The sequence below is a fragment of the Candidatus Saccharimonas aalborgensis genome (assembly GCF_000392435.1).
Classification (GTDB): domain Bacteria; phylum Patescibacteriota; class Saccharimonadia; order Saccharimonadales; family Saccharimonadaceae; genus Saccharimonas; species Saccharimonas aalborgensis.
Window position 1 is genome coordinate 387,484 of the sequence record NC_021219.1, and the last position, 21,028, is coordinate 408,511.

At 47.2% G+C, this 21,028-nt stretch carries 24 protein-coding genes; 6 read left to right on the top strand and 18 right to left on the bottom strand.

The window, feature by feature from the left end; all coding sequences use genetic code 11:
* Positions 1-29: 29 nt before the first annotated feature.
* Complete coding sequence (locus L336_RS02000; protein WP_015641541.1) at positions 30-1,250, bottom strand: MFS transporter; 1,221 nt, start codon at positions 1,248-1,250, stop codon at positions 30-32.
* A 67-nt stretch (positions 1,251-1,317) separates the two neighbouring features.
* Here L336_RS02000 and L336_RS02005 point away from each other — a divergent pair, with 67 nt between their 5' ends.
* The gene (locus L336_RS02005; protein WP_015641542.1) at positions 1,318-2,577 is read left to right on the top strand and encodes a UDP-N-acetylmuramate--L-alanine ligase; all 1,260 of its coding nucleotides are present in this window, start codon (positions 1,318-1,320) and stop codon (positions 2,575-2,577) included.
* Here the strand turns inward: L336_RS02005 and L336_RS02010 are convergent.
* The 3 genes from L336_RS02010 to trmB are packed head-to-tail and all read right to left on the bottom strand — an operon-like array spanning position 2,574 to position 4,649.
* Positions 2,574-3,365 carry a hypothetical protein gene (locus L336_RS02010; RefSeq protein WP_015641543.1) on the bottom strand — a complete coding sequence of 264 codons (792 nt, stop codon included), beginning with the start codon at positions 3,363-3,365 and terminating at the stop codon, positions 2,574-2,576. The genes L336_RS02005 and L336_RS02010 overlap by 4 nt on opposite strands.
* Before the next feature lie 56 nt (positions 3,366-3,421).
* Positions 3,422-3,982 carry an NUDIX domain-containing protein gene (locus L336_RS02015; protein WP_015641544.1) on the bottom strand — a complete coding sequence of 187 codons (561 nt, stop codon included), beginning with the start codon at positions 3,980-3,982 and terminating at the stop codon, positions 3,422-3,424.
* A 4-nt stretch (positions 3,983-3,986) separates the two neighbouring features.
* Positions 3,987-4,649 carry a tRNA (guanosine(46)-N7)-methyltransferase TrmB gene (gene trmB / locus L336_RS02020; protein WP_015641545.1) on the bottom strand — a complete coding sequence of 221 codons (663 nt, stop codon included), beginning with the start codon at positions 4,647-4,649 and terminating at the stop codon, positions 3,987-3,989.
* 42 nt (positions 4,650-4,691) lie between these two features.
* Between trmB and L336_RS02025 the strand changes: the two genes are divergently transcribed.
* Positions 4,692-6,377: a cation:proton antiporter gene (locus L336_RS02025; RefSeq protein WP_015641546.1), complete on the top strand. Its 1,686-nt coding sequence runs from the start codon at positions 4,692-4,694 to the stop codon at positions 6,375-6,377.
* 24 nt (positions 6,378-6,401) lie between these two features.
* On the opposite strand, the gene L336_RS02030 is transcribed toward L336_RS02025, so the two are convergent.
* The 4 genes from L336_RS02030 to L336_RS02045 are packed head-to-tail and all read right to left on the bottom strand — an operon-like array spanning position 6,402 to position 8,390.
* On the bottom strand, positions 6,402-6,791 hold the full coding sequence (locus tag L336_RS02030; RefSeq protein WP_015641547.1) for a hypothetical protein: 390 nt from the start codon (positions 6,789-6,791) through the stop codon (positions 6,402-6,404).
* Complete coding sequence (locus L336_RS02035; RefSeq protein WP_015641548.1) at positions 6,792-7,319, bottom strand: hypothetical protein; 528 nt, start codon at positions 7,317-7,319, stop codon at positions 6,792-6,794.
* 24 nt (positions 7,320-7,343) lie between these two features.
* The gene (locus tag L336_RS02040) at positions 7,344-8,138 is read right to left on the bottom strand and encodes an HhH-GPD family protein (protein WP_015641549.1); all 795 of its coding nucleotides are present in this window, start codon (positions 8,136-8,138) and stop codon (positions 7,344-7,346) included.
* A complete protein-coding gene (locus L336_RS02045; RefSeq protein WP_041191208.1) occupies positions 8,139-8,390 on the bottom strand; it encodes a hypothetical protein in 252 nt (83 codons plus the stop codon).
* Positions 8,391-8,413: 23 nt separating this feature from the next.
* Between L336_RS02045 and L336_RS02050 the strand changes: the two genes are divergently transcribed.
* Complete coding sequence (locus tag L336_RS02050) at positions 8,414-9,022, top strand: MBL fold metallo-hydrolase (protein WP_015641551.1); 609 nt, start codon at positions 8,414-8,416, stop codon at positions 9,020-9,022.
* Entirely contained in the window at positions 9,009-9,554 is a 546-nt protein-coding gene (locus L336_RS05565) for an NUDIX hydrolase (RefSeq protein WP_015641552.1), read from the top strand. The genes L336_RS02050 and L336_RS05565 overlap by 14 nt, the downstream gene beginning before the upstream one ends.
* Before the next feature lie 153 nt (positions 9,555-9,707).
* Here the strand turns inward: L336_RS05565 and L336_RS02060 are convergent, their stop codons facing one another.
* The 3 genes from L336_RS02060 to L336_RS05570 are packed head-to-tail and all read right to left on the bottom strand — an operon-like array spanning position 9,708 to position 13,484.
* A complete protein-coding gene (locus tag L336_RS02060) occupies positions 9,708-10,619 on the bottom strand; it encodes a DMT family transporter (RefSeq protein WP_015641553.1) in 912 nt (303 codons plus the stop codon).
* A 28-nt stretch (positions 10,620-10,647) separates the two neighbouring features.
* A complete protein-coding gene (gene aspS, locus L336_RS02065; RefSeq protein ID WP_015641554.1) occupies positions 10,648-12,432 on the bottom strand; it encodes an aspartate--tRNA ligase in 1,785 nt (594 codons plus the stop codon).
* Positions 12,433-12,470: 38 nt separating this feature from the next.
* Positions 12,471-13,484: a CBS domain-containing protein gene (locus tag L336_RS05570; protein ID WP_015641555.1), complete on the bottom strand. Its 1,014-nt coding sequence runs from the start codon at positions 13,482-13,484 to the stop codon at positions 12,471-12,473.
* Between the two features lie 89 nt (positions 13,485-13,573).
* Between L336_RS05570 and L336_RS05575 the strand changes: the two genes are divergently transcribed.
* On the top strand, positions 13,574-14,320 hold the full coding sequence (locus L336_RS05575; RefSeq protein WP_015641556.1) for a DsbA family protein: 747 nt from the start codon (positions 13,574-13,576) through the stop codon (positions 14,318-14,320).
* A 341-nt stretch (positions 14,321-14,661) separates the two neighbouring features.
* On the opposite strand, the gene L336_RS02080 is transcribed toward L336_RS05575, so the two are convergent.
* From L336_RS02080 to L336_RS02090, 3 genes are read right to left on the bottom strand one after another with little or no spacing between them, the layout of a single operon-like run.
* Positions 14,662-16,344 carry an MDR family MFS transporter gene (locus tag L336_RS02080; RefSeq protein ID WP_015641557.1) on the bottom strand — a complete coding sequence of 561 codons (1,683 nt, stop codon included), beginning with the start codon at positions 16,342-16,344 and terminating at the stop codon, positions 14,662-14,664.
* 5 nt (positions 16,345-16,349) lie between these two features.
* Positions 16,350-16,592, bottom strand: a complete 243-nt coding sequence (locus tag L336_RS02085) for an AbrB/MazE/SpoVT family DNA-binding domain-containing protein (protein WP_015641558.1) — start codon at positions 16,590-16,592, stop codon at positions 16,350-16,352.
* A 21-nt stretch (positions 16,593-16,613) separates the two neighbouring features.
* The gene (locus L336_RS02090) at positions 16,614-17,354 is read right to left on the bottom strand and encodes a phosphatase PAP2 family protein (RefSeq protein ID WP_015641559.1); all 741 of its coding nucleotides are present in this window, start codon (positions 17,352-17,354) and stop codon (positions 16,614-16,616) included.
* A gap of 51 nt (positions 17,355-17,405) precedes the next feature.
* Between L336_RS02090 and L336_RS02095 the strand changes: the two genes are divergently transcribed.
* On the top strand, positions 17,406-18,440 hold the full coding sequence (locus L336_RS02095) for a DUF475 domain-containing protein (protein ID WP_015641560.1): 1,035 nt from the start codon (positions 17,406-17,408) through the stop codon (positions 18,438-18,440).
* A gap of 36 nt (positions 18,441-18,476) precedes the next feature.
* Here L336_RS02095 and L336_RS02100 read toward each other — a convergent pair whose 3' ends face one another.
* From L336_RS02100 to L336_RS05900, 4 genes are all read right to left on the bottom strand, one after another.
* Positions 18,477-19,460, bottom strand: coding sequence for a sensor histidine kinase (locus L336_RS02100; protein WP_015641561.1), 984 nt, complete (start codon positions 19,458-19,460; stop codon positions 18,477-18,479).
* Positions 19,457-20,137: a response regulator transcription factor gene (locus tag L336_RS02105; protein WP_041191210.1), complete on the bottom strand. Its 681-nt coding sequence runs from the start codon at positions 20,135-20,137 to the stop codon at positions 19,457-19,459. Before L336_RS02105 ends, L336_RS02100 begins: the two co-directional genes overlap by 4 nt.
* 8 nt (positions 20,138-20,145) lie before the next feature.
* Positions 20,146-20,415 (bottom strand): MarR family transcriptional regulator, encoded by a 270-nt coding sequence (locus L336_RS02110; RefSeq protein WP_015641563.1) that lies wholly within the window; start codon positions 20,413-20,415, stop codon positions 20,146-20,148.
* A 165-nt stretch (positions 20,416-20,580) separates the two neighbouring features.
* On the bottom strand, positions 20,581-20,919 hold the full coding sequence (locus L336_RS05900) for a peptidoglycan-binding domain-containing protein (RefSeq protein WP_160142757.1): 339 nt from the start codon (positions 20,917-20,919) through the stop codon (positions 20,581-20,583).
* Positions 20,920-21,028: the final 109 nt, after the last annotated feature.

Below are 21,028 nucleotides of genomic sequence, written 5' to 3' on the forward strand. Positions count from 1 at the left end.
CTCTCAGTATACCATGCGTCTAGACGATCTTACCGTGCAGAGCGCCACACGAACAGCATGATGAGTTCGTAGACGGCAGCAACTACAAACATACACTCCATACCGTGGCGATCACCAAGCCCAGACACAAATAGGGCAAACAACGTACTACCTAGTGCTGCGCCGAAATTGAGCATCATTTCGATATACATCAAGTAGGTGATGCGAAAGCCCGAGTCATCGGCCACGTCAAAGACTGCCCTAGTAAACGGCATTGCGTAGGCGCTCGTCGCAATCTCATTTGCAATATTCACCCCCATGACCGCTGAAGGAGAGGCTGTAAAGGGACGGAAGAGATGGATCATACTATTTGCGATGGTGCCCGCTGTGAGCAATATGCCACCTTTATGCCTATCGACAATCTGACCGAATGTCCAAGAGGCAACCAGTGAGATGAGAACGCCAAGAGAAGCAAGACTACCAAGCGTCGCATAAATCCCCTCCCCCATTCCCGAAAATATTACTGTGGTCGTAAACAACAGCCACACTGTACCGCTAACGACAAAGTCAAAGCCGACCACAGTTTCTGCTATAAGTGTTGGCAGGGCGAGACGCCACGGGAAACCCGATAGTCGAAGCGTGGTGCGTGTTCGGGTCGGTTCAACTGATCGAAAGAGTGGAAAAGCAGCCAAGATAAACAGTACGCAAGCAACAATAATCGTAGCCTGAGGAGAATAAAGACTAGCAATAGTTCCACCAACCACTGGACTAATAATCTTGGCTGTTTTCTCCATGATCTGCATCGTACCGATTTCTTTGCCGGCGTGCTCGCTATGTTTTACCTTGCTGAAATCGATGGTATAGCAGAGATCATAAAGTGTTGCCGCCATCTGCTGGAAAAACCCAAACAATACGATGGCGACAATTGCTTGCTGAGATGGCAAGACGGCGACAAGAGCAAAAGCAATCAGCGAAGGGATGCGTAATATATTCGCCAACAGAATACCATGCTTTGGTCCGAAATAAGCAGCATATTTGGCTGCAATAACTGCGAATGGAACCTTAAAGGCATACCATGCGGCATAAAACCACGCAATAAACTGAATGGAGTAACCTAACTTATAGAGGTAGACGGCAGCAAAGAGATTGACGATGTTGACAGCAAAGACCATGATGAGTCGCGACGTATACAGTTCTGCAATCTCATCAAATGAAACGCTGCGCCAATAGTGACGCGGCCTAAAGAAACGATGGATAAAACGCTGTAACATATGGTCTGTTTATTTGATCAATGGTTGTCGTCAGTATATCACAATCAGCTCATGCTATACTACCTGCATGAACATCTACTTTTCGGGCATCGGCGGCGTTGGGCTAGGACCGCTCGCAGAAATCGCTCGCGATGCTGGACATGGAGTATTCGGCTCGGACACGACCGAAAGTCTTACGACTGACGAATTGCTGCGTCAAAATATCCCATTTAGTACTGACCAATCTGGCGATTTCCTCACGCGGTGTCACGAACAAAAAAAGATTGACTGGTTTGTCTATACGGCAGCGCTCGCTGATGACCACCCTGAGCTCATCATGGCCCGAAAGCTAGGTATCCCAATGAGCAAACGTGATGAGCTACTGACACAAATCATAAAGGAAAAAAATCTCAAACTTATTGCAGTCGCGGGAACACACGGAAAAACGTCGACTACCGCATTGATGGTGTGGGTTTTGAACCAGCTAGGTGTCCCTATCAGCTATTCTGCCGGGAGCACGATTAGTTTTGGTCCAAGCGGGTTTTTTGATCCAGCGAGTTCCTATTTTGTCTACGAATGTGACGAGTATGATCGAAACTTTTTGCACTTTCGCCCCTTCCTTACCCTGCTTACCTCTGTCGATTTCGATCATCCAGATACCTATCCCACCCAACGCGACTATGTAGATGCCTTCTCGACATTTCTCGCTCAGTCGAATCAAGCTATCATGTGGCGGCGCGACACAGTTATCAATATTGTCCCGACTAAACGCTCCTGGATACTTGATGACCGCGAAATTATTCCTTTTCAGGTGGCTGGCGAACACAACCGTGCAAACTCAACGCTCGTAGCGAAGGCCTGTGAGTTTTTGGGGCTAGGGGACGCTGAACAGGTCAAAAGTGCTATAGAATCCTTCCCCGGCGCTTCCAGGCGATTTGAGAAACTGGCAGATAATCTCTATAGCGATTACGGCCACCACCCCGTCGAAGTTGCAGCGACACTCCAGCTTGCGAGAGAGCTTAACGATCACGTAGTGCTTGTCTATCAGCCGCATCAGAATACTCGCCAACATCAAGTGAGAAGCGGCTATACCACTTGTATGCAGTTGGCAGAAACAATTTTCTGGCTCCCCACCTACCAATCGAGAGAAAATATGCTTCTCCCCATTCTCACTCCCGAGCAGCTCACTGGGCGGCTCGTCAACCGAGGTGCTGTCCATTATGCTTCGCTTGATGAAACGTTATGGGGTCATATACAGCAGGCACGACAATTAAACAAACTCGTTCTTTGCATGGGAGCGGGCACTATCGATCACTGGGTGAGAGAGATGCTCGCTAGCTCTCCTTAAGTCGCCTGCTCAGTGAACTCCTCAAAAAAGAAATCATCACCAAAAAACGCTCTTGTCACTATCTGTTCAACAGCCGGCGCTAGTGGAATCTGTGACATGGCAAGTGGTTCGATCCATTGTAAGTTGCTGGTTGCAACAATGGCGTCAGTTTCGATACGGATAACGTGTAAAAGTATTTTTGATTCTACTATCTGTCTCTTTCCACCGTTAATCTTGATTAATTCACCTTCGACCATGTGACCTCCGGGAGGTTCATCGCGATGTTCGTCAGTTTCTGCAAGTACCGTCACATAGCAATCACCAACATGTCGCAAAACATGCGGGTCAAATCTAAAAGAATCATAACAAATACGACGCGCCGCTAACTCAATAGAATAGTCATCCGCTAAGATGTCTCCCGACGGCAACTCCCACCGATTGATACCTGGCTGTATATCACGTTTGCGAACAAGAAGCTTCCCGTAGCCATCTTGTATAATAAACGCCGCCTTGGTGATAGCCCTTGCAGATAATTCAGGATGATTTTGACTTGCTCGGAAAATATAGCCACATCCTTTTTGAGTCAAATAGTACGTATTTCTGTTTTTTCTTATAAAATCGTTTTCGACGAGAACTTTCAGATGATACGTAAAGAGATTGGTAGCAACTTTTTGAGGTTTCATATCTATAAAGTGAGCTGATTCGTGCGTCGATAAGTACGTAACAATATAGTGTTGAATAGGGTGTTTTGGAGAGACTAACTTACTCATAGATTGACTCAAAATTATTTCATTACTAATTTTTATCATACGTAAACACACTCATTTTGAAAAGCATTTGATAGAAATATACGGAATAACTGCTCCTAGCGAGCTATTTTTTCGGTACTAAAGTGCCCCGCCGGTACTGGTTCCCATGCGGTCAAAAACTCATCGAAGGCCTTTAGGTGGGTCGTGCGAATATTTGAAAAAACTTGTGAGTCAGAGAGCTGTTCAATCTCGCTACGAGATAGCCAGCGAATGTCTTGTGATTCATCTGCGGCCAACGGAAGTGTTGGCTCCGAATGTGTCGTAAAAAGATATACCGTATCGGTGTGCCAATGATCTGGAGTATTTGCGTTCATATGTGTATCTAGGAAAAACGGTTGCGGATGAATGGTGATGTCATCGATCCCTTCCTGATGTATTCTTAGCGGTGGCTGGAGGACATACAGATCCTTAATATCATAGCCAGCTTCCTCTGCAATCTCATGAATAACTGCATCCCATGGTGATTCATCCAGCTCAACATGACCACCGACACAAATGAGTGTGGCAAGTTTTTTGTGCATATGCAGGAGAGCCTTTGGCTCCTTGCCATCGACTCGAATGATATGTGCGGCGACTGTCATGTCATGCTGACCAGGATTGGTATGTATATGGGCCATATAGCTATTGTACCTCACCGTGTACCAACCTAGCGGAGAGATAGTGCACCTTTCTTCCCTCTCCCAGCCAGCGCTGCTCGTAGGTTGTCATAGTATAAGCATCGTCGTCGGACAATGAAGCATGAAGATCATTAGTTTCAGTAACAATACGCCAACCATTGTCAACGAGCTGCTGCTTACTCCATTCGAAAAACTCTTGATTGTCATGCTTAAGATGGAGTAGGCCCGTCGGGATGAGAAGCCGTTGGTAGCATTTCAGAAATGTGGCGTGCGTAAGTCGACGCCCCTCACTACGTTTTTTTGGAAATGGATCAGGGAAGGTTATCCATAACTCCCTCACGCTGTGTGCATTCAGTAGGTCGCCGATTTGATCAGCTCTCGCACGAATGAAACTGACGTTTGGGATGTTATTTTCGAGTGCATAGTACGCGCCTTTTTGAAGTCGATCACCCTTGACATCAATTGCAATTACTCTTGCCCTAGGATGGCGACGAGCAATTTGCGCACTAAACAGTCCGGTACCTGCACCCACCTCAATAACATCTGCTGGTGCTTTTTTCCATTCAGCGACCTCATAGCAGTTGCGTGCATTGCAAAATTTTGCAAAGCGATATTTCTTTCGCTTACGGGTTATAATGTAGTTCCTCGGATCAACTCTCTCGGTCATATGCATCCATTATAACTTTTCTCTCTGTTATAATAAGCATAAGTGGACTCAACCATTTTTACCCAACTCAGCTACGTGATTGCTATCGTTGTGATAGTATCTGTTATCATGCGCTGGCTGAGACAGCCGTTGATTATGGGATACATCATCACCGGTGTCATAGTCGGGCCGAGTTTCCTTCATATCGTAAGAAACCAAAATGCTTTTGACTCGTTTAGTTCTATTGGCATTACGCTCCTGCTCTTTATTATTGGGCTCGGTCTCAACACTAGTGTCATCAGAAGCGTTGGTCGTGTCTCATTCATCACGAGCATGTCAATCCTGCCAATCCTTGGCCTAACGGTGTATGGTATCTCAAGCTGGCTGGGCTTTACGCCAGCTAGCAGCGCGGTGCTTGCTGTGGCTCTGTTCTTTAGCAGTACCATCATCGTCCTAAAGATCCTCTCGGATAAAAAAGAGATGTCTCGGTTGTACGGACAAATTACCCTTGGGATCCTCTTGATTGAAGATGTTGTCGCAACTATTGCAGTGGTATTGCTCACGATGATTGCAAATCCAAGTGAGATGACGCTTTCTAGTATTGGTATAATCTTGCTAAAAGCAGTTGGTCTCGGCGTGGGCCTCACCGTTGCTGGTGCTTTTGTCATGCCGCGCCTTAGTAAGTTTTTTGCAAAGACGCAGGAACTTCTGTTCCTTTTTGCTATTGGCTGGGGCCTTATCGTCGCAACGGCCTTCGATCTTGCGGGCTTTTCGCACGAAGTTGGCGCACTCTTTGCGGGTGTATCGATCGCTGGCGTCCCCTATGCAATCGAAATGGCGGCAAAGTTAAAACCACTCCGAGATTTCTTTATCGTGATATTTTTTGTCACCCTTGGTGAATCGTTCACCCTCGAGAGTATCATGAAAAACCTCGTCGTCGCCCACTTGCTCGCTCTCGTCGTGGTAGTAGGAAAACCACTTCTTGTGCTGACTATTCTTGGCATACAACGCTACACAAAACTGACAAGCTTCAAAGCAGCCGTCCACCTTTCACAGGTAAGTGAGTTCTCGATTATTTTTGTTACACTTGCTGCCACAAAAAATGTTGTTGATAAAGACTTTGTCTCTCTTATCACATTGGTCGCATTTATTACGATCGGCATCTCATCATACCTCACCAAGCATGCAGATGGTCTGTACAGATTACTCGAAAGACCCCTGAGACACTTCGAGCGAGCGAGCGTTAGCGAGCCGCGGAAACGTCAAGTACTCTATCCTGTTATTCTTGTGGGGTACCATAAAGGTGGACATGAATTTCTCAAGACATTTCGCGACATGCGTCAACGATATTTGGTCGTCGACTATGACCCAGAAATAATCGACAGTTTAGAGGAACAAGGCATCCGGCATGCCTATGGAGATGCGACGGACGAAGAGTTTTTGGATGATATTAATGCCGACCATGCACAACTCATTGTAAGCACCATGACCGACCTCATGACGAATCGGGCGTTGTTGCTCTATATCAGGAGACATAACCAAAAGACAAGCTTTATCTGCCACGCGAACAACTACACAGAAGCTGCTGAGCTCTACGAACATGGAGCAAGCTACGTCAGTCTTCCCCACTACATTGGCTCAGAACGTGTCAGCAGCTTTATTAAACGACATGGACTCGACCACAATGCGCTTGCCAGCTACCGTGATAAGCACTTGATTACGATTGGCCGTCAAGCTATTGGATCGTAATAAACGGTAGGTCTACTAATTCATTTAATTCGTAGTAGTAGTAACGCTCTGCGGCAACACCAGCAATTGTAATGTGTCCTCACTCAGTACAGTTGGGTCGAAGCTATTTACACCAGTTACTTTTTTTGCTCGTTCTGCGTAGAGCTGCCTAAACGTATCGTACGCTGCAGCGTCAAACGGACCATTGGCCGGATAGCTGGTACTTACTTCTTCTTTTGTCACCTGCTTTTGGATATCCCTATAGCGCGGCTGGCTCAAGTCTAACTGCGCTGCACCGCTGGTGTTATAAAGGTCCATGGCGATGATCACCATGACAAGTGACAGGGCTATAACGCTACAGATGAGTCCCAAAAAGCGATACCGCTGAAGAGACGTCATTGCCCTCAATTCGAAGCTTGTCGAGTCGTTTCTCATTTAGCGCTCCCTAGGTGAATTACGTGTGGCAAATAGCTCAAACTGATCACTATATTGTTTTATGTAAGCATTTAGCTTTTGAATAGAATTCCTTAGCTGTGTCCGCAAGTCTTTTGCCCTAACAACCGTATCGTAAAACATAACAGGTTGATCCTGGCAGTTTGTCTGGATCGCGCTGGTGACTGTCTGTTCATACACCTTGTAGGCCTCGACAAACACGGCACGCTCGGCATTGTAGTCTACAGTGGTCTTAGCGAGATCAAGTCCGTCCAGCTTATTAAGCGCAATCCGACTGTTAAGAGGTGCCATCAACCGCGCCGCAATAACATCGTATTGTTGTGCCAAGTTGATGCGCAACAGGGCATCGTTTGAGTGAAGCCTGGTCAGTGTTGACTGTACTTCTTGGCAATTAGCACGAATAGCACTCACCTGGTCGTCATTTAACAAAAGACCGGTACCCTCAGCTCTCACGCATGGACTAACGACGATCGCACAGACAAGGGCCGAAATGATAAGTTTTTTATACATCTCTTTTATTATCTATGAGCGCAGTTATTTGGTCAATTCAATATTACCAGCAGAATCGTATTGGATCAGCCCGTCTTTTAGTAGGCCATCGAGCGCGATTTGAAATCGTTTATCGGCATGGAGTATTATGGCAAGGCTCTCTTTTGATTGGCTGTCTTTTGTAAGCTGATGAATTATTTGCCCGCGTACCTGCCGGACGCTGCCCGCTAGGGCGTTTTGTTTTTTGTAGTGAATACTCTTGTCAAGCCGCGCCGAGCGTTGCTGTTTTAGTTCGGCGCCATAGTCCATGAGCGCCCAAAACCACTCACGTGGGTGTTCCCCGTCCATTGTCTGCTCAACCATCGCGGTGAGCTCCGTATCAGATACGTACTGCTGATCGAAAAAGAAGTGATTGAAATAGACAGTGCGAATATTTGTCTCAATGTAGGCGGTAGGTATTTGATAAACGTAGTTCATAATTGCCCCAGCAGTACCGGCACCGACACCTGGCAAGGCAAGCAGTTCTTTCATCGAAGCGGGCTGACCATGATGCATCACTACCCGCGATGCCTCGTGAAGATATTTTGCACGACGATTATAGCCAAGACCTTGCCAGACTCGCAGTACATCAGCAAGCGGGGCAGACGCGAGATCGGCGATGGTCGGAAACCTATCCATGAACTCATTGTACTTACCGAGTACCCTCGACACCTGGGTCTGTTGCAACATTAATTCACTTACAAGCACGTGGTAAAATGTGGGCTCATCACGCCAAGGCATATCTCGATATAGCTCACGGCCTTTTGCCCACACTAGCTCTCGAAATAACCCTACATCCATTTAGCTCTTTTGTTTTGCTACCCAGTGCATAATGATGATTCCAGCTACCCAATACGGTACCAAAAACAAGATCGTGTCGAGAAGTGAGCGGTTTGGCACCAGCAGCATGTAGGTGAGATACAGATACGCCACATAGGGTACGTACATCAGCCAGCCCTTCCAGTGCACCGGAATATAGCTGCCGCGCAGCGGGCGGAACCATGCATGTGTTGTGTTTGATGAACGTTTTTTCGATGTTTTTCGTGCTACCATGCTCTGCATTATATAATAGCTGTATGGAAATTACGAAATACGCCCATGCCTGTTTTGTCGCAATCAAAGATGGTCAATCGGTGGTTGTCGACCCGGGTGAGCTATCTAGCAACTTTACTGTTCCTAAAAACCCTGTCGCCGTGGTTGTCACGCATATTCATGGTGACCACTGGAGTGCTGATCACCTTACCCAGATGCCAAATGTACCGGTATTTGCTCCTGACGATGCGGCCAATCGGCTACGCGAACTCAACCTTAACGTGATAGTTGTTGCGCCAGGGGAAACAAAACAAGTAGGTAATTTCAAACTCACTTTCACTGGCGGCCAGCATGCGCTCATTCACCCTGACACACCTATGTGTCGCAACGTCGGCGTGCTGATAAATGACGGTGAAGTGTACTACCCTGGTGACTCATTTGCGTCGGCTGGTATGCCAATAGAAACACTTGCCGTTCCCATAGCAGCACCATGGATGAAAACTGCAGAAGCCATGGATTATCTTACACAAGTTCGACCGAAACGCGCCTTCCCCACACATGATGCCGTGCTGAGCGAAGCTGGTAAACAATTCGCCGACAACTGGATGAAGCAGGCTGCCGAAAAATCCGGAACAATATATGAACGAATTTAGTTTTCCTATTATCCTTTCGCAAGACCAGCACGAAATGGGACTTGCCGAAACAAACGATGGGCCGATTCACTTTACGCGGCTCGCCGCTCGCGCTGTTCTCACGAATGACAAAGGCCAAGTGGCCGTGATGCACTTCACCAAAACCGGATCGTATAAACTACCGGGCGGTGGAATTGATGAAGGCGAAGAGATCATCGCTGCACTTGAGCGCGAAGTACTAGAAGAAACCGGTTATACGATAACTGACATTCGGCCGCTCGGCACGGTAGACGAAAACCGGTATTTTTGCGGTATGCACCAAGTGTCGTATTGCTTTACGGCACGGGTGGTCGACTTTGTGGGCACGCAGCTCACCGAAAAAGAAGCGAGTGAAGGCATGAACCTACGCTGGGCCAGCTCAATCGACGAGGCCATAGCCTGGATACAGAGTGGTAATACTGTCGACGAAGATGGCAGCGCCAGCGGCCTTGCCATGATGAAAACACGCGATATCGCAATACTCAATGCCGCCCGTACCCAGCAATCTACTTAGAACAATATACTACCTAATGCATGGGTCGTCCCAGCTATTTTCAGTTTTTACTAACCAATACTCATTGTCGTAGCGTTGTGAACTTTCAACAAAATATACTTGTAACCTCCGCAAACGTTTCGGTGTCTTCGCCAGATAATAATAGTCAGCAGTTTATTCAGGTGAGGGACAAACTACGGTCTTACGTGACTCAAGATATGTCATAGTAATGGTAGCGATGAGAATGATTATCGTGCCCACAAACTGCTGCGGCGTAAGCCACTCCCGGTAAAATAAATAGCCGAATATAAGCCCAAAAACCAACTCCATATCGAGGATAATACTTGCAGTCGTCGCCTTGACATGCTCAAATCCGTAATTACTAAGTAGGCTCATCCCAACACTCAATACCCCTGCCCCCAGAAGCAATACCCATAGCATCGGTGAAATGGAGTTGCTTGGTAGGACACTATGAGTTATCAAAACCGCCATAATATAATTACCCATTACGCCATAGGCTGTCGTGGCAAATGCAAGTTCATGGTTATTTAGCTCGCCCGTCTGCAATTTACGGAAAACGAATGTCAAAGAAAATAATGCTCCAGACGCGAGCGAAAGCAGTTCGCCATACCCAAATGAGAGACTCACTCCTGATCGTGATGCGACCAATAGTGCGCCGACAAATGCAAGAAAGATAAGACTGAACTTACGCGTTGTCATCGTTTCGCGTAGTATTAACCACCCGAATAGCGCCGTGGTTGGAATGACTTGCATTACCGCTACTGATGCAATCGACGCATACTGAGTGGAAAGTGCATACAATCCTGCCGCAACAACAAAACCGAGTAACCCGCGTACTGCCACAAGAATATGCTCGCGTCGACTAACTTGAAATAAATATGCAAAGCGAATCTTTCGATGAAAAACAACTACCATCAACACAAGCGCAATACTAAACCGGATATACCACTGTTCAAATAGTCCAATGCTGTCACTAAAGAAACGTGCCATTACTGCCGTGATACCGTAGATCGCTGTCAATACGATCAATGCCAATATGCCCCTTCTTACCCTATTCGTCTGCACGGCCAAGATTATCTGGTTTTGTCACGAGCTACAAACCGAGTTCTTTGAGCTGCACTGAGTCAACGGCCGAGGGGCTATTCATCATGACATCGACGCCACTCCCATTCTTTGGAAATGCGACAACTTCACGGATATTATCTTCACCAATCAATACCATGAAGATACGATCAAGGCCGAAGGCACAGCCAGCGTGTGGCGGTGCACCAAATTTGAATGCGTTTAACATCGCGCCAAACTTTTCTTCCACATATTCGGGTGAGAAATCAAGCAGGCCGAAAACTTTGTACAGCACGTCTGGGTTGTGGTTACGCACGCCACCGCTACAAATCTCGTAGCCGTTCATCACCATGTCGTACTGGTCGGCCACAATGTCGAGCTTGTTTTCGGTGTGTTCGAGTGCGTCCATGCCGCCCTTTGGCATACTAAATGGATTGTGGCCAAAGTCCATTTTGCCCGTTTTGGCATCGAGTTCGTAGAACGGAAAATCAACTATCCAGGCAAGTGCTACGATGCTCGGGTCTTTCAGGTTGAAATGGGCCGCAAATTCACTGCGCAGTTTACCGAGCACGGTATTCACCACGCTTCGTTTGTCGGCGCCGAAGAAAATTGCATCGCCGTCTTCAACGTCCATTTTCTCGACGATTGCGTTAAGCTCATCCTGGTTCATGTGCTTCACAATTGGCGAAAATGCAGTAATTGCTTTGCCATATTTGCGACACACGGCACCTTCTGCGGTCCCATCACTCCCAAAGCGAACGTATGCTAGGCCGCCAGCGCCCTCGCCCTTGGCAGTTTCCGTGAAGCTATCGATCTGCGAGCGACTAAGGCTCGCGCCGTTTTTGACACAAATCGCTTTGACACACTCGGCACTACGGAACACACCAAATTCGGTGTTGACAAATACGTCAGTCAACTCGACTAATTTCATGTCGAAACGCAGGTCTGGCTTGTCACTACCATAGGTTTCCATGGCTTCCGCATACGGAATACGCGGCACATCATCACCGAACTTGAGTGACAATCCGGCGAAGTCTGTGACAAGCGTTTTGATGAGTGGCTCGACGGTACTGCGCACTTCTTCGCCGTCTTCGACAAAACTCATCTCAAGATCAAGCTGGTAAAAGTCGCCATACAGCCTGTCGGCCCGCGGGTCTTCATCGCGGAAACACGTAGCGATTTGATAGTAGCGCGGTACACCGCCAACCATCAGTAGCTGCTTGAACTGCTGTGGCGCCTGAGGCAAAGCATAGAACTTGCCTTCGTGCACACGACTTGGTACCAAAAAGTCGCGCGCGCCTTCGGGGCTGCTGTTGGCAAGAATTGGCGTGGTAACTTCAGTAAAATCACGTGCTTCCATGTAGTCACGAATGACTTTGTAGTAGCGAGCGCGTTTTTTTAGGTTCTCCTGCATTTTCGGACGACGTAGGTCAAGGTAACGGTATTTAAGTCGTAAGTCTTCGCCAGCCTGGGCTTCAGCGAATGGCTGAATGGGTAAGGCTTGAGAACGATTCAATATAGTAAGTGTCGCGACGTATAACTCAACCTCGCCAGTCGGGATTTTTTCGTTCTTTAGTTCAGCCGTGCGTTCTTTCAACTCACCTTGGGCTTTGATGACAAACTCATCTCGTAACTCCTCGGCGACAGCAAAAGCATCTGTATTCTCAGGATTGATGACTAATTGTAAGATGCCGCTATGATCACGAACGTCGACAAAAATTAGTCCACCGTGGTCGCGACGGGCATGTACCCAACCGGAGACTGAGAGAGTTTTACCAATACAGTGCGGGGCTTCTTGGACGAGTGTTCGTTGCATATCCTTGGTATTCTACCACTGTTAGCGTATTTCGTCCACTACACGTTCGTGGCGTGAGGTGGGTTATTGTTTGAACCCGCGCTACGTTCGGCGACCACCCGCAAGTCATCATGCCGATCAAATTCGTCGACAATTTTGCGACCGATCAATGCTTCAATCACATCTTCGAGCGTCAGTATACCAGCAGTTTCGCGGTAGCCATTCACGACGATGAAAAGATGTCTACGTGTTTTTATAAACGCAGCGAGAGCATGCTTGAGAGTCTGATCCTGGTTGATATAAAATACGTGGTTATCCATAAGCTGCGAGGCCTTCTTTGAGTCCTTGCTATGGAGTGTTAGTAGATCTTGTATATGGAGAACGCCGATGACATGATCGATATCCACATCGGTAACAGGGAACCGACTATGTCCGGTCTTGTGAAGTTCGCTCAGCACGAGCGGTCCAATGATTTCACTCCCCTTTATGCTCTCAATCACTCCGCGCGGCGTCATCACTTCCTCCACCTTTTTGTCTTCAAAGTGGAGACTTGTCACAATCAATTTCTTTTCATCTTCGCTCAGTATACCTACTGACGAAGTCACCAGATGCTCTATTTCCTCACGCGAGCTTGGAACACCTGGTGGGGTATCATCAGTGACCGATCGTATCATGCGTCCGACATTTGGATTATGCTCTACGAAGCGTAAGAATCGCGGTTCAAGCTGCTCATAGAGACGATTCGCGATATCGTGTACCTGATCGATACGACTAATGCGTCCGTAGCTTAGTGCAATGAATGTGCCAAATAGCACACCGAATAACAGGTCGAATGCCATTGTCCCGATAACAACGACAAGAACAAGTGTAACCGCCTCCATTACTCGCTTGAGCGCTACTACGTCCTCAAGTAATACCTCTCTGTGGAGCTCCTCGCCGGCACTTGTATTGCCTGCAGCTTTTCGCCGCTGAAGTTCATATGAAGAAAGCATGCTGCGCCGAGGTAATGCCGCCGCTACTAAAATGAGGAAGGCGGTTACAATCAACAATATGATGATAAAAAACGTCTGCATAATTAGTATTGTATCGTACTGAGGCTTGCTTCGCTACGAGACTCAGCGCTATACTAAGAAAGATAAGAGCATAAGGAGTTTTTCTGATTATGACGACAAAAAGCTGGATCATATTTTCTGTTCTGTGCATAGCAATCTTGGGGGGACTTATCTGGGTATCACGAGGCGACCGTATCGATGTCACTGATATCGATCCGACGGTAGTCCAAATTGCATCAAACAAAAATGGTCAAATCGCCGACCATACCTATGGAAATATGAATAGCAAAGTGGTGCTGATTGAGTATGGCGACTACCAGTGTCCGGGCTGCGGGTCAGCTGCACCTGTCATAAAAAAAGTCGTTGATAAATATAAAGACAAGATTGGATTTGTATTCCGGAACTTCCCCCTGTACGAAAAACACCCTAATGCCTTTGCTGCGTCAGCCACTGCCGAGGCGGCAGGACTCCAGGGAAAATATTGGGAAATGCACGAAAAGCTCTATGCAAACCAAGACGCTTGGAGTCAGCTTTCGGGGGTAGATCGTACTAATTATTTCGCATCCCTTGCTGATCAGATCGGCCTCAAAGGCAGTGATCTTACATCGCGTCTTGACGATGCTTCGATCAAGAAGAAGATCGACTTCGATACAGCACTTGGCAAAAAAGCGGGGATTACTGGCACCCCCTCGTTTTATCTCAATGGAAAAGAAGTTGGCAATCAGGATGTCAAAGATGGTAAGCTGATCCCTTCTGATAATGACACCACGACACCTCCGGTTTGGAGCGATGAAACCGCCTTTGAGACGCTCGTACTCAACCCCGTTCTCCAGCAAAATGGTGTCTCACTCCCGTAATTAACTGTACAAAAACAAAAAAACACCCCGGTGCCTTGGGGTGTTTTTTATTTGTTAGCGTACACGCTATTTATTGTGCGATATACAGCTGCCACTTGGCAGGCACCACATCCACCGCGATCTTTTTGCCCCGACTGGGTGCAAATTCGATTGCTATTGGCATGTGTTTTTTACTCCTTGTACTCTACCGTACAAATCTCGTCACCTCGTTTAACGAAAGCACATTCGACCTTTACAATTACTGTTATTTGTTTCAGGTGCTTTTTTGAGGTGCTTGACCATCGTAACAACCTGCCTGCTCGGAGGCAAGCATGGCCGTTTTCAAAAAACCACCCACCTCTTTAGTCTGCTGGTGTAGCTTTTACATCGCCACGTAGCTGGCGCTCACGGACAAAGGAAACGAGGATGAGACCAAGTGCCATAAGTGCAGCGCTAACCATAAAGATTCGGTGGAGAGATGAGGTAAATGCATCGATAATGGTTCGACTGAAATCATCTTGTTGTTCAATAAATTGCTGTGAAGCTTTTGCACGAACCTCGGGCATCGGAATTTTTTGGAATCCCTGTTCTGCGCCATCACGAATTGTTTGCTTCTGTGTATTGAGCTGGAGGAGTGTATCAGCGGTGATGTCGTCCTGCAAAAACGTTGATGCGGCAGGCGATTTTTTGAGTGTCTGTATATAGGCCAGGTCATCCGGATGACCTACTGCTGATATGATACCGGCCGTCAAAATGCCGCTCATAAACGCCGTACCGACTGTCGAGCCGAGCCCACGAAACAACTGGACACTCGAGGTCGCGGCACCTAAATCTTTTTGTTCAAATTCATTTTGGACAGCAAGATTTAATATCGGCATGGCCATACCCATACCAATCCCAATAAACACCATACTCACTGCCTCGTGCCAATAGGGACTGTCGGGCTGAAGCGTTACAAGCGATAGAATACTAAGCGTTGCGATAACAAAACCAGCTACAATGAAAGCTTTGTAACGACCAGTACGTGAAACTATTTGGCCGATAGCGATTGACGCCACCATTAGACCCCCCACCATAGGGAGCAGCATAAGTCCTGATTGCGATGGAGTGGCAGCAAAAACCTGTTGATTAAACTGGGTCAAATATAGTATGGCTCCAAGGAACGCCGCTCCAAATAGTAGAATGACGCTGCTCATCAGGGCGTAGGTACGATTCTTGAAAAATCGCAGCGGTAATATTGGTTCTTTTGCTCGCCGCTCAGTGGCAATAAATAGAGCTGCGAAGACGACAGCGGTTAACCAGAGTACCGTTTTTACGACCCCTACAGTTAGTATGTCATTGATAATATTTGCAAATACCATCTCTGTGTTATCGACCGCTAGAACGATTGATGCTAGGGCGACCGATATGAAAGCTGCGCCAAGATAATCGGGACGATGCCTACTGCCAGAGCGAATCGTCGGCAGGTGAGTGGCAATCATATAGAGCGCAACGATACCTACTGGTACGTTTATCCAAAAAGTCCAACGCCAGTCCGTTACTGCGCCGAAGATGTGCTGACCGTCAGTCAGCCAACCACCAAGAAGCGGCCCAATTACACTACTCATACCAAAGACTGCACCGATCATACCCTGCCACTTGCCTCTTTCTCGCGGCTTAAACAAGTCTCCGATAATGGTAAAGGCATTGGCGGTGATGATGCCACCACCAATTCCCTGCAAGGCACGCCAGGCAATCAACCATCCCATAGAGGGAGAGAAGCCAGCAAGCAGCGAGCCCACCGTAAACACTGAGGCGCCTATCAAAAGCATAATACGACGCCCGTACATATCAGATAACTTACCAGCGATCGGCACGGTCATAGTGGTCGTCAACATATAGGCGGTAACTACAAACCCAAGGCTCGAGAAACTATCAAACTCTTTAACAATTGCACCAAGTGCTGTTGCAACGATCGTCTGATCAAGTGCTACAAGCAACAGTGAGCTCATAACAGCGATCATGACGATTATTTTATCCCGGGTTGTGAAATGCTGCATCGACATACTGACTACTTTTTGACTCCTCGTTTTGCTTTGAATTCTGTGAACTGTTCACCCATCTCAATGACATATTGTTGTGCTTGCTGCTCGGTGACAAATGCAACCGACTTCTTTTCTTCGAGGTAGAGCGCGATCAACTTATCGCCCGGCACAATTGCCATGCTCTCTCGAACATCAGAAGGAATAACGACCTGTCCTTTGGGACCAACGGTAACTACGCCTGCAAGATGGATACGTTTGTGATATGACATGTATTATATGTTATACAAGTATTACTTACGAATCAAGGGTTTCTGGTATTGCTCAAGCCGTCGCGAGAACGCACGGCCGACCGACGAATAGAACAAAAGACTTAGTAGTGTTACCCAGCCAAGCGCCACGAGCCACCCAGCGATGATATCGGTAGGATAATGAACACCGAGATATAGCCGTGAGTAACTCACAAAAAGGCTATAGATGCCCATCACACTAACTGCCCACCATCGCCACCGCGAGTCCCACAGTGCTACGCAGACTGCAAGTGAGAGTGCGACGGCAACTGTTGCATGAGCACTCGGAAACGAATGGCCTGTTTCATGGACAAGCTGCATCCAGAGGTCAGGCCGGTCACGCATGAAGATGCTCTTGAATACAATATCGAGTACCAGCGCACCACTGACATTAAACAATATGATGCATGCCCGCCTATACTCATTTTTGTAGACAAATAATCCTGCAGTTACGAGAGCCAGGACACAGACAATGAGTGGCGCACCAATGTCGGTCAATATCGGCATGCCGACGTCTAAGAAGTGGTTCGCGCCGCTATGAATACTCGTCAGCACCTGCCGGTCCCACACCAGCGTCTCTTTCTCCTGAACCTCACGTGCTACCTTAGCAAAAAGTACTGCTGCTGCTACAAAAAGGGAGAGTAAGATAACAAACCATGATGAAAAACGAAATTGGATGTCATGCTGCTTGATATACTGGACTATCGTACGCTTCTTTGGATGTTGTCTTGCTGCTTGCTTCATCTTTTTTAGTATATCGCGCAACTAGTTGGTTTGCTATACTAGGACTACCCTATGCATCGATCACACCCTTTAAGAATATTCGCTTTTTCGGCTATCGCCTCACTTGCATTGGCATGGTTCGTCGGAGCGCGCCTTGGGTCTGAAGCACTGTGGCTTTTTGCTATTCTCGTCATCCTCGAGGTTACCTTCAGCTTCGATAACGCTGTCATTAACAGCAAAATACTTGAGCGGATGTCGCCCTATTGGCAACAACTTTTTTTGACGGTTGGTATCTTTTTTGCCGTATTTATCGTGCGATTTGTCCTTCCTATCATCATTGTGATGCTCTCGGCAGGACTCAGCTTTATGAGCGTCTACGACTTAGCGATCAATCATCCCGAAGAATACGCTCATACGCTTCACCAAGCAGCCCCAATGATCAACGCTTTCGGTGGAACATTTCTGATGATGATTGGAGTAAATTATTTCCTTGACCGAAAAAAAGATGTGCACTGGCTGGGCCGAATCGAACAGTGGCTATCGCGCTTTGGGCAGTACGAGACATTCAAGGTTCTCATCATGCTCAGTACGGCTCTTGGTCTCTATTACACGGTAGACCAGCGCTACCAAACAACGGTTCTGGTTGCGTCTATTGTCGGCACGATGTTACATATCGCCCTTGATCTTTTTGGACGCTATTTCTCACATAAACAATCAGGCACGACCAAGCTAGTGGGTATGGCGGCCTTTGCTTCGTTCGTATACCTCAATGTTCTCGATGCTTCATTTTCGCTGGACGGAGTTATCGGTGCTTTTGCTATTACAAATGATGTGCTCTTGATCATGGCTGGATTAGGCGCGGGAGCTCTGTGGGTGCGTTCTCTCACAATCTACTTAGTGCGTGCTAAAGCTCTCGGCAAGTACCAATACCTCGAACATGGGGCACACTGGGCTATTCTGGCACTTGGTATCATAATGTTCGTCAAACTTTATCATATCGAACCCCCCGAATGGTTGACAGGCTCAATCGGACTTATCTTTATCGGAACTGCTGTATTCTCAAGCATCATGGAGCGAAGACGAGAAAGCACTTCTTGCTTGGCATAACTAGTAAAAACTAGAAACAATATGTCAATCGTATAGCTATGCCTTGAGAAGTGCCAGGGTGACATGAAAGGCAGATCCCTTGCCTACCTCACTTGTCACCGATAGCTTGCCACCATGAGCTTGAACTAATTTCTTTGCAATTGATAACCCCAACCCATATCCAGTTGTTTGACTTCGAGACTCATCAGCCCGATAAAATCGTGTAAACAGGTGGCGCTGTGTCTCGGCGCTCATGCCCATCCCCTCATCCCGTACCGTGATTGTAAGATTTCTACCACGCTGCGTGCTGGTGAGCCACACAGTTGAGGCGTTGGGGCTGTACTTTATGGCATTATCAAGAAAGATAGTCAGTAATTGCACCAATGCTTGGTGATTGCCCCGAACTATTACTTGCGGTATCTCATTAATAATAGCGATACCTTTCTCAAGCGCTTGGTTAACAACAGTCGTTACAGCATCGTCTACCGCCCGAACAAGCTCAACGTGATGTCTGTATTGATCAGCATCTTCTTCCTTCAGTAAGCCAAGCATTGAGTTTGTAAGGTGCTGAAGTCGCACCACGTCCTCGATATTTTCAGCTATCACTTTTTTTGCTTCCTTGAGCGTAAGTTTGGGATTTCTGAGAGCAACTTCATTTGCTGTTGCTAGCGCTGTCAGCGGTGTACGAAGCTCATGGCTGGCATCGCTGACAAAGCGTAGCTGCGCCTCCATATTGTCTTCAATCGGCCTGAGAGAACGTTCGGCAAGCAAGTAACTCAGCAGCCCGCCGATAATGAACGTTATCACATTGATGCTCAGTAGTTGCGCACTGAGTGATTGACGAGCACTTGCAGTTCGCTCGTCAAAAAACGCTTCTATATCTCCATCTCTTTCGGGCAGAGGAGCCGCTGAGCGCGGACGACGATCAAACTCATGAAGTGACGTCGTATAAAAAACAATACTAAAGCCGACACTCATCACCATAATGATGGTCAGATAGGTCGCAGCAAGGCGCACTACATCTTTTTTTAAGTGCTTCATCTCGGGTCCTTAATGATGTATCCAAAGCCCCTTACCGTATGGATGAGAGCGGGTGATGGGAGAAATGGTCGATCAATCTTCGCGCGTAAGTAGTTGATAAATACTTCTACATTGTTGGGGAGTATGGTGGAATCAAAGTCCCACACATGTGTCATGATTGATTGTTTACTGACAATTCGGTTTTTGTTTCTCATCAGGTACTCGAGAATTGCGAACTCTTTTGCCGACAGACTAAGTGGTTGTTTTGTCCGAGACACCGTACGATTAACGCTATCGAGAAGGAGATCATCTACCTCGAGAATATTGGCAATTGCCTCCTGTGGACGGCGTAGCAGGGCCCGGATGCGAGCGGTGAGAACATCAAACGAAAACGGCTTGGCAAGATAATCATCGGCACCACTATCGAGACCCTTGACGATATCCCTGCCTTGGTCCTTAGCGGTGAGCATAATAATTGGTGTTTTACAGCCGTCGCTTCGTAACTTTTGCGTCACTTCATAACCATTCATTTCAGGCATCATGACATCGAGGATGATAACGTCGTAGTCATCGGCGCGGGCGGCATTGTAGCCATCCTCGCCGTCAAAGGCGAGGTCAACCGCGTAACCATCTTGTTCAAGCCCCTGCTTGATGGCTCTGGCGATACGCATTTCGTCGTCGACGACAAGAATCTTCATAGACTCTATTATACCGCCCGTACCATAGACTGCATCTCCGGCCATAGATAATGAACGAGTCGAGTTCCTCTCACGCTTGTCTTTACCCACCAGCTACCATAGGAGTTCTGGATAGTAATGAGTCCTTTTCGTTTGAGATGAGACAGGAGAAGCGCGACCCGTTGACGACTCATGCGAAGGGACTGCGCCAACCCCATTACGTCATCTTCGCCATTTTCGCTGATTTGTTGCAGTATGATTGCTTCGTCGTTTGAGAGAGTTATCGTGCTCTTTTTCATGAGGCTTCTCCTTTTTTATTACTCTGTCATTATAGTAATGAAAAGCTTAGAAAGACCTTAACACTCTCTTTGATAAGAGTTACCCTTCACATACCAACGTCTTGTATAGGCGAAATGAAGTTTGAAGGAAATGCTGGCACATACTGACAGGGAATAGGAATAGCTTTAATACGTACTATACGGCCAAGGACCATAGTATGAGTCAGATGGTTTACAGCCGCTAGCTAAGGCTGCAATATAGCCAGAATGGTATATACTTGATGTGTCGTTAACCTTGCTTGAAGCATAGAAACACATGATACTCCACGTTTCTCTTCCTACTATTCCGTCAACCTTCTTGGCACAACCAACTGATCGCTGAATATCCTCAATCTTCTTTTTCGTAATGGGCCCAAAGCTACCGTCATTTGAGATAAAATTAATGGACATTTGCTGAGGTACTCCATTGTTGTATCCACTACAAGCCCAACCTCCTCCCCAGTTTTTAGTAATTGCATTTGCCATATATTGGAGATTTTTTACACATTGCCCCGAGCGGATATAACCATAGCCATACACTCCATATATACACTGTGTGGCAGCAGAAGCCTGTCCGTTAGGTAAAACTATTTGG